This window comes from Streptomyces sp. NPDC044921 (assembly GCF_056432865.1).
Genome location: NZ_JBWKIF010000006.1, coordinates 46,243 through 59,117 on the forward strand (window position 1 = coordinate 46,243; position 12,875 = coordinate 59,117).

Genomic DNA, 12,875 nt, shown 5'->3' on the forward strand with positions numbered 1-12,875 from the left:
GGCCTCTTCCGTATCTGTGGAGTGGGGGAAACCGGGGCGTTGGGGGAACCGTGGCGGTGCAGGGGTGTGACAGGTGTCAGCAGGGCGCGTGCCGACGTCAGTGCGCGGGTTTGAGCGGCAGCAGGGCGCTGATGCGGAATCCTCCGCCCGGGCGCGGTCCGGCGTCCAGCGTGCCGCCGACCATACCGACCCGCTCGCGCATGCCGATCAGGCCGTGGCCCTGGCCGTCGAACCCGCCCTCCTCGTACAGCTCGTGCGGGGCGCCCTTGCCGTCGTCCTCGACGAGCAGGCCGAGGCCGTCGTCGAAGTAGACCAGGCGCACGCTGGCGCCCGCGTTGGGCCCGCCGTGCTTGCGGGTGTTCGTCAGCGCCTCCTGCACGATCCGGTAGGCGGTGAGCTCGACGCCGCTGGGCAGCGGGCGCGGCGTGCCCTCGACCTTGAAGTCGACGGGCAGCCCGGATCCGCGGCACTGCTCGACGAGGTCCTCGATCTGCCGCACGTCGGGCTGCGGCACGTACTCGCCGGCCTCCTGGTGCTCCCCGGTGCGCAGCACGCCGAGCAGGCGGCGCATCTCGGCGAGGGCCTGGCGGCCGGTGGAGGAGATGGTCTCCAGGGCCTTCTTCGCCTGGTCGGGCGCGGCGTCCAGGACGTAGGCGGCGCCGTCGGCCTGGACCACCATCACCGAGACGTTGTGGGCGACGACGTCGTGCAGCTCGCGCGCGATGCGGGCGCGTTCGGCGGCGACGGCGACCTTGGACTGCGCCTCCCGCTCCCGCTCCAGGCGGGCCGCCCGCTCCTCCAGCTGCGCGAAGTAGGCGCGGCGGGTGCGGATGGAGTCGCCCAGCACCCAGGCGAGGGCGAAGGGCACGGTCATGAAGACGGTCAGGGCGATGTTGCCCGCGAGGCCCGTCTGGTCGCTGGGCCAGCGCATGTGGGCCACGGGCGCGGCGCACAGACCGGCGCCCAGCGCGAAGCGCGAGGCCCAGCGGGCGCCCTCCGCCGCCACCGTGTAGACGATCACCAGCATGGCGAAGTCGGCCGGGCCGATCTCCACGTCGGTGATCAGCTGGGCCACGCCGGCCACCGCCGCGAGCAGCAGCATGTTCTCCGGCATCCGGCGGCGCAGCGCGACGACCAGGCACAGCATCAGCGTGATCGGCACGGCGGCGGCCGGGGAGCCGTAGCCGCCCGCCACTGAGCCCACCAGCGAGATCCCGAGGAGGACGACGGCCCAGGCTGCGTCGACCCACGTCGGGTGCCTGCGGAGGAAGTCATAGAGGCGCTGCACGTAACCCAGCGTAGGGAAGCGGATAGGTGCAGGGGTCAACCGGAGGGCCGATCCACGTCCGGCGCGCGTACTCCGCAAGGTGGAGTTGCGTGCCTTGTGTGCGCATAGCCTGGCCCGGTGACTGCGGGTGCGAGGGACGAGTGGCGAGGGTGGCGGGCCGCGGCGCGCGAGGCGCTGTACGGACCGCGCGGGTTCTACCGCCGGGACGCGGGGCCGGGCGCGCACTTCCGTACCTCGGTGCACGCGTCGGCGCAGTTCGCGGGGGCCGTGGCGCGGCTGCTGTGCCGGGTCGACGAGGCACTCGGCCGGCCCGCGGTGCTGGACTTCGTCGACATGGCCGCCGGGCGGGGCGAGCTGGCCGCGGGGGTGCTCGCCGCGCTGCCCGCCGAGGTGGCGGGCCGCACGCGCGTGTACGCCGTCGAGGTCGCCGCGCGGCCCTCGGGACTCGATCACCGGATCGAGTGGCGGTCCGCTCCGCCGCCGGGGACGACGGGGCTGCTGTTCGCCAACGAGTGGCTGGACAACGTGCCGGTGGAGGTCGCGGAGGTGGACTCCGCGGGCCTGGCCCGTCAGGTCCTGGTGCGCGCGGACGGGACCGAGCGGCTCGGGGAGCCGGTGGGCGGGGCGGATGCCCGGTGGCTGGAGCGGTGGTGGCCGCTGCCCGCCGAGGAGGGGCTGCGGGCCGAGATCGGGCTGCCCCGGGACGAGGCCTGGGCCGCGGCGGTCGCGGCCGTCGGCCGGGGGCTCGCCGTCGCCGTGGACTACGCGCACACGGCCCGGACGCGGCCGCCGTTCGGGACGCTCACCGGCTTCCGGGAGGGCCGCGAGACCACGCCCGTGCCGGACGGCTCCTGCGACATCACCGCCCATGTCGCCCTGGACGCCTGCGCGCTGCCCGGCGGGCGGGTGCTCCCGCAGCGCGAGGCGCTGCGCGCGCTCGGCGTGACCGGCGCACGCCCCGCGCTCACGCTGGCGTCCACCGACCCGGCCGCCTACGTGCGCGCCCTCGCGGGCGCCGGGGAGGCCGCCGAGCTGACCGCGGCCGGCGGTCTCGGCGACTTCGGCTGGCTGGTGCAGCCGGTGGGGATCGAGGACCCGTTCTAGGCGCCGGAGCCGCCTGTGCCGAGGCCGGCGGCTACTTGTCGATGTCGCCCACGACGAAGAACAACGACCCCAGGATCGCCACCATGTCCGCGACGAGCGTCCCCGGCAGCAGCTCCGTCAGCGCCTGGATGTTGTTGTACGACGCGGAGCGCAGCTTGAGCCGGTACGGGGTCTTCTCGCCCTTGCTGACCAGGTAGTAGCCGTTGATCCCGAGGGGGTTCTCGGTCCAGGCGTACGTGTGCCCCTCGGGTGCCTTGAGGACCTTGGGCAGGCGCTGGTTGACCGGCCCGGGCGGCAGGTCGGCGAGCCGGTCGAGGCAGGCGTCGGCCAGGTCGAGCGCGTTGTGCGTCTGCTCCAGGAGGCACTCGAAGCGGGCGAGGCAGTCGCCCTCCGAGCGCGTCACGACCTTCAGGGTGTCCTGGAGCTCGCCGTAGGCCAGGTACGGCTCGTCGCGGCGCAGGTCGAAGTCGACGCCCGAGGCGCGGCCGATCGGCCCGCTGACGCCGTAGGCGTGGACGGCCCGCGGGCTGAGGACTCCGACGCCCCGGGTGCGGCCGCGGAAGATCTCGTTGCCCAGCACCAGGTCGTCGAAGCGGTCCATGCGGGAGCGGACGTCGGCGACGGCGGTGCGCGCGCGCCCGGTCCAGCCGGCCGGCAGGTCCTCCTTGAGGCCGCCGACGCGGTTGAACATGTAGTGGATCCGCCCGCCGGAGACCTCCTCCATCACGTGCTGGAGCTCCTCGCGCTCCCGGAACGCGTAGAAGATCGGGGTGATCCCGCCGAGCTCCAGCGGGTACGAGCCGAGGAACATCAGGTGGTTGAGCACCCGGTTCAGCTCGGCGAGCAGCGTGCGCAGCCACACGGCCCGCTCGGGGACCTCCATGCCGAGCATCCGCTCCACGGCGAGGACGACGCCCAGTTCGTTGGAGAACGCCGACAGCCAGTCGTGGCGGTTGGCGAGCATGATGATCTGGCGGTAGTCGCGCGCCTCGAACAGCTTCTCGGCGCCGCGGTGCATGTAGCCGATCACCGGCTCCGCGTGCGTGATGCGCTCGCCGTCCAGGACGAGCTTCAGGCGCAGCACGCCGTGCGTGGAGGGGTGCTGGGGCCCGATGTTGAGCACCATGTCGGTGCTCTCCGCGGCACCGCCGATTCCGACCATGGTCTCCGTCGTAGGAGTCATGGACACAGTCTCCCCTACGTACCCTGACCTCATGGAGACGGGGAGCGCGCACGAGACGGGGACGACGGGGGCAGGCCACGGGACCGGGCCGGCGGGCCCTGTGGACCCGGAGGGCCCAGTCGGCCCAGCGGACCCGGTCGGCCCGGCAGGCCCGGTCGGCTCGGGTGACCCGTACACCCCCGCCGAGCCCGCCTGGATCGCCCTGCCCCCCGGCCTGCTGAAGATGCGGCGGCTGCTGCTGGTCGTCTGGCTCGGGCTGATCACCCTGGCCGCCGGGCTCCTGCCGGGACTGCTGGCCGGGCCCGTCTGGGCGCTGTTCGCGCTGCCGCCACTGGCGCTGGCCGTCTGGGGCTGGGTGATGATCGAGCGCAACTGGCGTTCCTGGCGGTACGCCGAGCGGGCCGACGACCTGCTGATCAGCCGGGGCGTGCTGTGGCGCGAGGAGACCGTGGTGCCGTACGGGCGGATGCAGCTCGTCGAGGTGACCTCCGGGCCCGTGGAGCGGCACTTCGGGCTGGCCAGCGTGCAGTTGCACACGGCCGCCGCGGCGACCGACGCGACCATTCCCGGCCTGGACCCGGCCGAGGCGGAACGCCTGCGCGACCGGCTCACCGAGCTGGGCGAGGCCCGATCGGCGGGGCTGTGACGACCCCGCAGGCCGCCGAGCCGACCGGGCCGACCGGGGCCGCGGGTGACGTGATCGAGCGGCGGCTGCACCCCGTCACCCCGCTCCGCCGGGCCTGGGCCCCGGTCGCCGTCCTCATCGGCTGGGCCGTGCACGACCCCGACGGGGCGCAGCGCCACCTCACCCGCCTGACCACCACGACCCTGCTGATCGGCCTCGCGGTGATCGTCCCGGCCGCCGCCCTCTACGGCTTCTGCTCCTGGTGGTTCACCCGCTTCGCGGTGACCGGCACCGAACTGCGCATCCGCACCGGCCTGGTCTTCCGCCGCACCGCCCACATCCGTCTGGAGCGGATCCAGGCCGTCGACGTCACCCAGCCGCTGCTCGCCCGGGTCGCGGGGGTCGCCAAGCTGCGGCTCGACGTCATAGGCACCGACAAGAAGGACGAACTGGCCTTCCTCGGCGCCGGCGAGGCGAGGGCCCTGCGGGCCGAACTGCTCGCCCGGGCCGCCGGTTTCGCCCCCGAGACCGCGCACCAGGTGGGCGAGGCCCCCTCCCGGCAGCTGCTGCGGGTGCCACCGGGCGTGCTCGCGATGTCGCTGGTGCTGACCGGCGCGACCTGGGGGTCGCTGGCCGCGGCGCTCGTCGTGCCGCCGGTGCTGTGGCTGGCCACCCACAGCCTGTGGACGGTCCTCGCGGTCGCCCTGCCGCTGCTGGGCGCGGCCGGCGCGAGCAGCGTGGGCCGGTTCGTCACCGAGTACGACTGGACCGTGGGCGAGTCGCCCGACGGGCTGCGCATCGACCACGGCCTGCTGGACCGGGCCCACGAGACGGTGCCGCCGGGACGCGTGCAGACCGTGCGGATCGTGGAGCCGCTGCTGTGGCGGCGGCGCGGCTGGGTGCGCGTGGAACTGGACGTCGCCGGCTCGTCCAACTCCGTGCTGGTGCCGGTCGCCCCGCGCGAGGTCGCCGAGGACGTCGTCGCGCGGGTGCTGCCCGGGGTGACCGTGCCGGAGCGCGCGGCCCTGGCACCCTCGCCGCGGCGCGCCCGCTGGTGCGTGCCGGTGTGGTGGCGGGGCTACGGACTCGCCGTCACGGACGCCGTGTTCGCGGCCCGTTCGGGGCTGCTGCGGCGGACTCTGGCGCTGGTGCCGCACGCCAAGGTGCAGAGCGTGCGGATGACGCAGGGGCCGTGGGAACGGGCCCGGGGCCTGGCCGACGTGGCGGTGGACACCGGTGCCGACAAGACGGTGACGGCACGGCTGCGCGACGCCGCCGAGGCGCGCGAACTGCTGGCGGCCCAGGCGGAACGGTCGCGCACCGGACGCCGGGACGCCCGCCCGGACCGCTGGATGGCGTGAGCCGCACCCGACGCGCGCAGACGGCGACGGCCCCCGGCCGTGGCCGGGGGCCGTCGCGCACGGGCGGTCCGAGCACGGTCAGGACACCGCGCTGCGCAGCCCCTTCAGGTCGATCTGCTCCGTCTCGTCGTGCGCCGTCAGGTCGATGACCTGGCCGATGCCGCGGGACTCCTCGTCCGCGGGCTTGTAGCGGGCCTCGGTCTCGGCCTTGTGCAGGGCGAGGGCCTCCTGGCCGACGACGTCGGCGAGGTCCTCGTTCTGCACGGCCTCCAGGGCGGCCCGTGAGGTGCCCTTCTTGGTGCCGAAGAAGTCGAAGCCGCCCTCGGTCGGCGGGCGCCGCACCGGCTGCTGCGGCGCGACGGCCACGGCGGTCGGCACGGCGTAGTGACCGGACACCGCCTGCCCGGCCCGGGCGGGCGCGGGCGGCTGCCCGGTCCCGCTCTTCGCGGCGGTCGCGTGCTCGGGCCCGCCGACCGCCCCGGACTGCCCCTGCGGCTCGTCCCCACGGGACGGCTCCCGCTGCTCAGCCTGCTCAGCCCGCTCCGCCTGGGACTTCTGCGCGGGCTCCGCGGCGTCCGCGCCCTCGGGTACGCCGTCGCCGTCACCGCCGCCGTCCGGGTCCGGGACCCGCTCGCCGTCGAACCGGGCCAGCGCGGCCGCGGCCCGCAGGAACAGCCGGGAACCCTCCGGCGAGAACACCGCGGGCACCGCGGGCACCGCCTCCGCGGCGAGACCGGCAGCCGCCCCGCCCGGCTCCGCCGGGCCGCCGTCCGCCGCCTCCGCGGCCCCGGCCGGCAGCGCCGCCCGCACGGGAGCGGTCGCCTCGATCTCCAGGACCCGGCGCTCCTCCAGGACGCTCGCGCGCTCGGTCTCCGACGTGGCGTACCGGCGCAGCAGCGCGGCGTGTTCGTTGCGCAGCCCGGCCAGTTCCGTGCGCTTGGCGCGCAGCCGCTGTTCCAGCTTGGCGCGCAGTTCGCGGGACTCCTCCAGGTCGGCCTCGAGTTCGGCGACGCGCTCCTCGAAGCGCCACTCGTCGCTCGCCCGCGCGCGCGTGAGGTCGGCGACGCGCTTGCCCGCCTGGATGTCCCAACGGCGCAGCACGACCGCGCCGGTGACCGCCGTCGCCGCGGCGGCCGCGGCCAGGCCACGGAGCACCGCCGGCTCCGTGAACACCCAGGGCCCCAGGGCGCAGACGAGGGAGACGCCTGCGATCGCCGACGGGGGCAGCAGCCTGTGCAGGGGCGGGGAATGGCGATGACGTCCACGTGGCATGGCCAGAAACTTACCGCGCGTAGGCGAATCGTGGTGAGCCACCCCGCAAAAACAAAGCCATACCGAGAGAGTCACGCCGCATCAGAACTCGAGAAGAACCGGAATGGTCCGTTCATTCAATTCCCAAGATCATTTCCACCGCCATGGACCGGTGTGTGCGACAACGCCTTCCGGCCCGTGCTCACCTTCGCGTCAGCCGTCCGCTCATCCACTCCAGCGTCGCCGGAATCTCACGCCGCCAGGTGTTGAAGTTGTGCCCACCGCTTTCCAGGACGATCGAGGAGATCCGCGTCCGCCCCGTGTCCTTCACGCGCGCTATGAACTCCAGCGTGTCCTTGTAGTTGCTCTCGCCCTTCCTGCTGCTGGTGACCAGCAGGGACGTGTCGGGAGCGGGCATGTGCGCGAGGTACCACCGCAGATCGGCGCGATTGCGCAGGTCCTTGTCGCCGTGGAAGAGATCGCCCGTCGTGGCGTCGATCGGCGCCTTGTAGTACGCGGACAGGCCCGCCCCGGCGGTGTACACACCGGGATGGTGCAGCGCGATCTTCAACGCGCAATAGCCGCCCGTGGAGTTGCCGACGATGCCGAGACCCCCCGGCTTTCCGGCCACCCGGTAGTGCGCGCGCAGCGCGTCGGGCAGATCCTTCGCGAAGAACGACTCCGTCCGCGGACCGCCGGGGATGTCGACGCACTCGGTGTCCCGGGGCGGGGCCACCGTCGGCCGCAGCATCACGAGGATCATCGGCCGCATCCGGCCGGCCCGGGCCAGTTCCAGCGCGGTCCGCGGATAGTGCAGCTTCTCCACCAGCGCCGACGCCGTTCCCGGATAGCCGGTCAGCACGACCGCCGCCGGGAACCGGTGGGTGCGGTACCGCGGCTGGAAGTACTCCGGCGGCAGATAGACGTACGCGGGCGTGGCGATGCGGGTCGTGCGGCCCACGAGCCGGACCTCCTGGATCCGGCCGCCGGAGGCCGGGCGCACCCCGCCCGCTCCCGGCACCCGCCGTGAGCCGACCACCTCCAGCGGACCCCGGCCCGGCGTGTGGTCGACGACCACCCCCTGCTCCTTCTCCTGCCCGAACAGGTCCGCCCAGCTCGCGTAGAAGCCGAAGGCCTGGTTGGCGGCCAGGCCCACCGCGGCGAACAGCGCCAGCTGCGTGCCGAGGAGCAGCCCGACACGGCCGCTCACCGCCCGCCAGCCCCGCCGGGCCAGCCGCGGCCACCACCGGACCGTGCCGGTGAACAGCAGCACGGCGGACAGCACCGCCAGTGCGAGCACCTTGTCACTCGTGAGACCCATGGATCGGTTACCTGTCCGCGCTCTCCGCCCGGCCCCGCCCCCGCGATCGGACCTTCGCGAGGGCTTGTCCCGGACTTTCCTCCGCCTTTGAAACGGCTTTGACGTGGGGAGTGAACCTCTCCCCCCGAGACACCGTCCTAGAGGGCGCAATGTCGCCGGATGCCCGAATCGGCACCGGATCCAAGGTCTCTCGCAGAACTACGGGATGCGATGTCTGTCAGGACAGATGAGGAAATGTCGGGCGGGGTTCCGAGCCGCCGCGGCACCACGGCGCGCACGGGCCGGGTGGGCCGGCTGCTGCGCGGGCCACGCCCCGAGGCCGTCCCCCTCCTCGTCGGCAGGGCGTGCGCCCTGGTGGGCGTGCTCGACATCGCCGCGGGCGTCTTCCCCCGCTTCCGGCACAGCCGGATGCACGCCATCGCCGAGGTGCTGCCCGGTGCCCTCGGCCCCTTCGCCGCCGCCCTGTCGCTGAGCACCGGCGTGCTGTTGCTGCTGCTCGCCCACGGCCTCAAGCGCGGCAAGCGCCGGGCCTGGCGGGCGGCCGTCGCCCTGCTCCCGGCCGGGGCCGTCGCGCAGTTCACCTACCGCCACTCGATCGTCGGCGTCCTCATCTCGCTGGCCCTGCTGGCGCCCCTGCTGCGCCACCGCGACCAGTTCGACGCCCTGCCCGACCCGCGCAGCCGCTGGCGGGCACTCGCCAACTTCGTGCTGATGAGCGCCGGTTCGCTGCTGCTGGGCCTGCTCATCGTCAGCGTCCACGGCGACCGCATGCTCGGCGACCCGAGCCTGGCCGACCGCATCACCCACGTCGTCTACGGCCTCTTCGGCTTCGAGGGCCCGGTCGACTACGAGGGCCCCACCTCCTGGACCGTCGCCTTCTCGCTCGGCGCCCTCGGCCTGCTCACCGCCGTCACCACCGTCTACCTGGCCTTCCGCCCCGAGCACCCGGCCGCCCAGCTCACCGAGGAGGACGAGGCGCGGCTGCGCGCCCTGCTGGCCAAGCACGGCGGCCGCGACTCCCTCGGCCACTTCGCCCTGCGCCGCGACAAGGCCGTCGTCTTCTCCCCCAGCGGCAAGGCGGCCGTCACCTACCGCGTGGTCTCCGGCGTGATGCTCGCCAGCGGCGACCCCATCGGCGACGTCGAGGCCTGGCCCGGCGCCATCGAACGGTTCATGGACGAGGCCCGGGCCCACTCCTGGACCCCTGCCGTCATGGGCTGCTCCGAGACCGGCGGCGAGGTGTGGACCCGCGAGACCGGGCTCGACGCCCTCGAACTGGGCGACGAGGCGGTGGTGGACGTCATGGATTTCTCGCTCGCCGGCCGCGCGATGCGCAACGTGCGCCAGATGGTCAAGCGCATCGAGCGCGCCGGTTACGAGACCCGGGTACGACGTGTCCGTGACCTCGGGGAGGCCGAGCTGGAGCGCGTCCGGCGCGCCGCCGACGACTGGCGCGGCACCGACACCGAGCGCGGCTTCTCCATGGCCCTCGGGCGGGTCGGCGACCCCGCCGACGGCGACTGCCTCATCGCCACCGCCCACAAGCAGGACGACCACCCCGGCCCGCACGGCGACCTCAAGGCCGTCCTGCACTTCGTGCCCTGGGGCACCGACGGCGCCTCGCTCGACCTCATGCGCCGCGACCGCTCCGCCGACCCCGGCATGAACGAACTGCTCATCGTGGCCGCCCTGCAGGCCGCCCCGAGGTTCGGCATCACGCGCGTGTCCCTCAACTTCGCGATGTTCCGCTCGGCCCTGGCACGGGGCGAGAAGATCGGCGCGGGCCCGGTGCTGCGCGCCTGGCGCGGCCTGCTGGTCTTCCTCTCCCGCTGGTTCCAGATCGAGTCCCTGTACAAGTTCAACGCCAAGTTCCAGCCGCGCTGGGAGCCCCGCTTCGTCGTCTACCGCGCCTCGGCCGACCTGCCCCGCATCGGCTTCGCCGCCATGCAGGCGGAAGGTTTCGTCAATCTCGCCCTGCCCCTGCCCCGCTTCCTGCGCCGCCGCCGCACGACGGGCCGCCGCCCCTGCGCCCACCACACGGCGGCCGAACGCAACGTCCGTGCGGCCTGACCCGGACCGTCCGCACGGGCCGCCGCCGGGCCGCGGCGCCTGACGGCCTCCCCCTGGGCCTACGCTGAACATATGAGCAACCAGAGCGGACGCGGGCGCGTGGCGGGCCTACCGGAATGGGACCGCTGCGCGGTCATGGGAGTCGTGAACGTCACGCCCGACTCCTTCTCCGACGGCGGCCGCTTCTTCGACACCACGGCCGCCGTCAAGCACGGCCTCGACCTCGTGGCCGAGGGCGCGGACCTGGTCGACGTCGGCGGCGAGTCGACCCGGCCCGGCGCCACCCGGGTGGACGAGGCCGAGGAACTGCGCCGCGTCATCCCCGTCGTCCGCGGTCTGGCCTCCGAGGGCGTCACCGTCTCCGTCGACACCATGCGCGCCTCCGTCGCCGAGCGGGCCCTCGCGGCCGGCGCCGTCCTCGTCAACGACGTCAGCGGCGGCCTGGCCGACCCCCGCATGATCCCCGCCGTCGCCGACGCCGGCGCGCCCTTCGTCGTCATGCACTGGCGCGGCTTCCTCCAGGGCGGCAACGTCAAGGGCGTCTACGCCGACGTCGTCACCGAGGTCGTCGACGAGCTGCACGCGCGCGTGGAGGCCGTCCTCGCCGGCGGCATCGCCCCCGACCGCGTCGTCGTCGACCCCGGCCTCGGCTTCTCCAAGGACGCCGAGCACGACCTCGCGCTCCTCGCGGGCCTGGACGGGGTGCTCCGCCTGGGCCGCCCCGTCCTCGTCGCCGCCTCCCGCAAGCGGTTCCTCGGCCGGGTGCTGGCCGGGCCCGACGCCCCGCCCCCGCCCGCCCGCGAACGCGACGCGGCGACCGCCGCCGTCTCCGCGCTCGCGGCGCACGCCGGCGCGTGGGCCGTCCGCGTGCACGAGGTGCGCGCCACCGCGGACGCCGTGCGCGTCGCCCGCGCCCTCGAAGGGGCACGCGCCGGCACGGAAGGAACCCGGTGAGCGCCCCGCACACCGACGTCGAGCAGGTCGAGGCCGCCAACACCGCCTTCTACGAGGCACTGGAACAGGGCGACTTCGAGGAACTCGCGTCGCTCTGGCTCACCCCCGCCGACCTGGGCGTCGACGAGACCTACCACGACCCGGCCGACACCGGCGTGGTCTCCTGCGTGCACCCCGGCTGGCCCGTGCTCACCGGCCGCGGCGAGGTCCTGCGCTCCTACGCCCTGATCATGGCCAACACCGACTACATCCAGTTCTTCCTCACCGACGTGCACGTCTCCGTCACCGGTGACACCGCCCTGGTGACCTGCACGGAGAACATCCTCAGCGGCGGTCCCGCCCCCGAGGGCGAGGGTGAGGAGCTCGGCCCGCTCGTCGGGCAGCTCGTGGTCGCCACCAATGTGTTCCGGCGCACGCCCCAGGGGTGGAAGATCTGGTCGCACCACGCTTCCCCCGTCCTGGCCGAAACCGACGAGGACGAACAGGACGACACCCCCGCCTGAGTGGGTAGTCGCCCGGTAGTGGTGGGAATCACCGGACCGTGGACTCGGGGCGGCCGCCAACCCGTGAGCCGCCGGGTTCCCCAGGGGAAACGCCGGGTGAATCCTGCCGGGCCCCGGCCGGCCCCGCGCCCCCGTGGCCCGGCCCCGCCCGCGCTCGCAGGTAGATTCGACCGAGGCCGGTGTGCCGCCCGCACACGGCACGGACCGGCCGTGACCGACGATTGCAGGAGTGATTCGCGTGGATCGTGTCGCGCTGCGCGGGCTGAAGGCCCGTGGGCACCACGGTGTGTTCCCGAGGGAACGCGAGGAGGGCCAGACCTTCATCGTGGACCTCGTCCTCGGCCTGGACACCCGACCGGCCGCGGCCGACGACGACCTGGCGAAGACCGTGCACTACGGCATCGTGGCGGAGGAGGTCGTGGCCGTCGTCCAGGGCGAGCCCGTCGACCTCGTCGAGACGCTCGCCGAGCGCATCGCCCAGGTATGCCTGAAGCACGAGGTGGTCCAGCAGGTGGAGGTCTGCGTCCACAAGCCGGACGCCCCGATCACGGTCCCCTTCGACGACGTGACCGTCACCATCACCCGGAGCCGAGTATGACCGCGCCCTTCCTGAAGGGTCCCAGCGACCCGACCGTACAGCCGGTGCCCGCCTCCGTCGTCGACAAGGTCGACGCCGCCGACACGACCCTGTCGAACCCGAAACGGGCCGTGGTCGCCCTCGGCTCCAACCTCGGCAACCGCCTGGAGACCCTCCAGGGAGCCGTCGACGCCCTGGAGGACACGCCCGGCGTCCGCGTCAAGGCCGTCTCCCCCGTCTACGAGACCGAGCCCTGGGGCGTGGACCCCGGCAGCCAGCCGTCCTACTTCAACGCGGTCGTGGTCCTCAAGACGACCCTCCCGCCCGCCTCGCTCCTGGAACGCGCCCACGCGGTCGAGGAGGCCTTCCACCGCGTGCGCGACGAGCGCTGGGGCCCGCGCACCCTCGACGTCGACATCGTGTCCTACGCCGACGTCGTCTCCGACGACCCGCGGCTCACCCTCCCCCACCCGCGCGCCCACGAGCGCGCCTTCGTCCTGGCCCCCTGGCACGACCTGGACCCGGAGGCGCAGCTGCCCGGCCGCGGCCCGGTCGCCGGCCTGCTGGACGCCGTCACCCGCGAAGGGGTCGCGCCCCGCGCCGACCTGGAACTCCGGCTGCCCGAGTAGCCGTTAAGG

The 12,875-nt window shown here is 74.0% G+C and carries 12 protein-coding genes; 8 read left to right on the top strand and 4 right to left on the bottom strand.

The window, feature by feature from the left end; all coding sequences use genetic code 11:
• Positions 1-97: 97 nt before the first annotated feature.
• Positions 98-1,288 (bottom strand): sensor histidine kinase, encoded by a 1,191-nt coding sequence (locus AC07DA_RS11325; protein ID WP_479126825.1) that lies wholly within the window; start codon positions 1,286-1,288, stop codon positions 98-100.
• A gap of 117 nt (positions 1,289-1,405) precedes the next feature.
• On the opposite strand from AC07DA_RS11325, the gene AC07DA_RS11330 reads away from it, so the two are divergent.
• Positions 1,406-2,392 (top strand): SAM-dependent methyltransferase, encoded by a 987-nt coding sequence (locus tag AC07DA_RS11330; protein ID WP_479126827.1) that lies wholly within the window; start codon positions 1,406-1,408, stop codon positions 2,390-2,392.
• Positions 2,393-2,423: 31 nt separating this feature from the next.
• Here the strand turns inward: AC07DA_RS11330 and AC07DA_RS11335 are convergent, their stop codons facing one another.
• Positions 2,424-3,575, bottom strand: a complete 1,152-nt coding sequence (locus AC07DA_RS11335; RefSeq protein ID WP_479126829.1) for an NADH-quinone oxidoreductase subunit D — start codon at positions 3,573-3,575, stop codon at positions 2,424-2,426.
• A 31-nt stretch (positions 3,576-3,606) separates the two neighbouring features.
• Here AC07DA_RS11335 and AC07DA_RS11340 point away from each other — a divergent pair, with 31 nt between their 5' ends.
• Positions 3,607-4,221 carry a PH domain-containing protein gene (locus AC07DA_RS11340; RefSeq protein WP_479126831.1) on the top strand — a complete coding sequence of 205 codons (615 nt, stop codon included), beginning with the start codon at positions 3,607-3,609 and terminating at the stop codon, positions 4,219-4,221.
• Entirely contained in the window at positions 4,218-5,561 is a 1,344-nt protein-coding gene (locus AC07DA_RS11345; RefSeq protein WP_479126834.1) for a PH domain-containing protein, read from the top strand. Before AC07DA_RS11340 ends, AC07DA_RS11345 begins: the two co-directional genes overlap by 4 nt.
• Positions 5,562-5,639: 78 nt before the next feature.
• Here the strand turns inward: AC07DA_RS11345 and AC07DA_RS11350 are convergent, their stop codons facing one another.
• Positions 5,640-6,833 (bottom strand): hypothetical protein, encoded by a 1,194-nt coding sequence (locus tag AC07DA_RS11350; RefSeq protein WP_479126836.1) that lies wholly within the window; start codon positions 6,831-6,833, stop codon positions 5,640-5,642.
• Positions 6,834-7,014: 181 nt separating this feature from the next.
• A complete protein-coding gene (locus tag AC07DA_RS11355; protein ID WP_479126838.1) occupies positions 7,015-8,133 on the bottom strand; it encodes an alpha/beta hydrolase in 1,119 nt (372 codons plus the stop codon).
• A gap of 234 nt (positions 8,134-8,367) precedes the next feature.
• Here AC07DA_RS11355 and AC07DA_RS11360 point away from each other — a divergent pair, with 234 nt between their 5' ends.
• The 5 genes from AC07DA_RS11360 (at position 8,368) to folK (ending at position 12,866) form a co-directional block, all read left to right on the top strand.
• Positions 8,368-10,203, top strand: coding sequence for a phosphatidylglycerol lysyltransferase domain-containing protein (locus AC07DA_RS11360; RefSeq protein WP_479126840.1), 1,836 nt, complete (start codon positions 8,368-8,370; stop codon positions 10,201-10,203).
• A gap of 72 nt (positions 10,204-10,275) precedes the next feature.
• Positions 10,276-11,157: a dihydropteroate synthase gene (gene folP / locus AC07DA_RS11365; RefSeq protein ID WP_479126842.1), complete on the top strand. Its 882-nt coding sequence runs from the start codon at positions 10,276-10,278 to the stop codon at positions 11,155-11,157.
• Complete coding sequence (locus tag AC07DA_RS11370) at positions 11,154-11,660, top strand: nuclear transport factor 2 family protein (protein WP_479126844.1); 507 nt, start codon at positions 11,154-11,156, stop codon at positions 11,658-11,660. Before folP ends, AC07DA_RS11370 begins: the two co-directional genes overlap by 4 nt.
• A 238-nt stretch (positions 11,661-11,898) precedes the next feature.
• Entirely contained in the window at positions 11,899-12,258 is a 360-nt protein-coding gene (gene folB / locus AC07DA_RS11375; protein WP_094057055.1) for a dihydroneopterin aldolase, read from the top strand.
• Positions 12,255-12,866: a 2-amino-4-hydroxy-6-hydroxymethyldihydropteridine diphosphokinase gene (gene folK / locus AC07DA_RS11380; protein ID WP_479126847.1), complete on the top strand. Its 612-nt coding sequence runs from the start codon at positions 12,255-12,257 to the stop codon at positions 12,864-12,866. The genes folB and folK overlap by 4 nt, the downstream gene beginning before the upstream one ends.
• The last annotated feature ends 9 nt before the right edge of the window (positions 12,867-12,875 follow it).

Bases quoted from the DNA above. Each gene is read 5' to 3' on its own strand.
- AC07DA_RS11335 (WP_479126829.1), bottom strand. From the start codon at position 3,575: ATGACTCCTACGACGGAGACCATGGTCGGAATCGGCGGTGCCGCGGAG.
- AC07DA_RS11340 (WP_479126831.1), top strand. From the start codon at position 3,607: ATGGAGACGGGGAGCGCGCACGAGACGGGGACGACGGGGGCAGGCCAC.
- AC07DA_RS11350 (WP_479126836.1), bottom strand. From the start codon at position 6,833: ATGCCACGTGGACGTCATCGCCATTCCCCGCCCCTGCACAGGCTGCTG.
- AC07DA_RS11355 (WP_479126838.1), bottom strand. From the start codon at position 8,133: ATGGGTCTCACGAGTGACAAGGTGCTCGCACTGGCGGTGCTGTCCGCC.
- AC07DA_RS11360 (WP_479126840.1), top strand. From the start codon at position 8,368: ATGTCGGGCGGGGTTCCGAGCCGCCGCGGCACCACGGCGCGCACGGGC.
- folP (WP_479126842.1), top strand. From the start codon at position 10,276: ATGAGCAACCAGAGCGGACGCGGGCGCGTGGCGGGCCTACCGGAATGG.
- folK (WP_479126847.1), top strand. From the start codon at position 12,255: ATGACCGCGCCCTTCCTGAAGGGTCCCAGCGACCCGACCGTACAGCCG.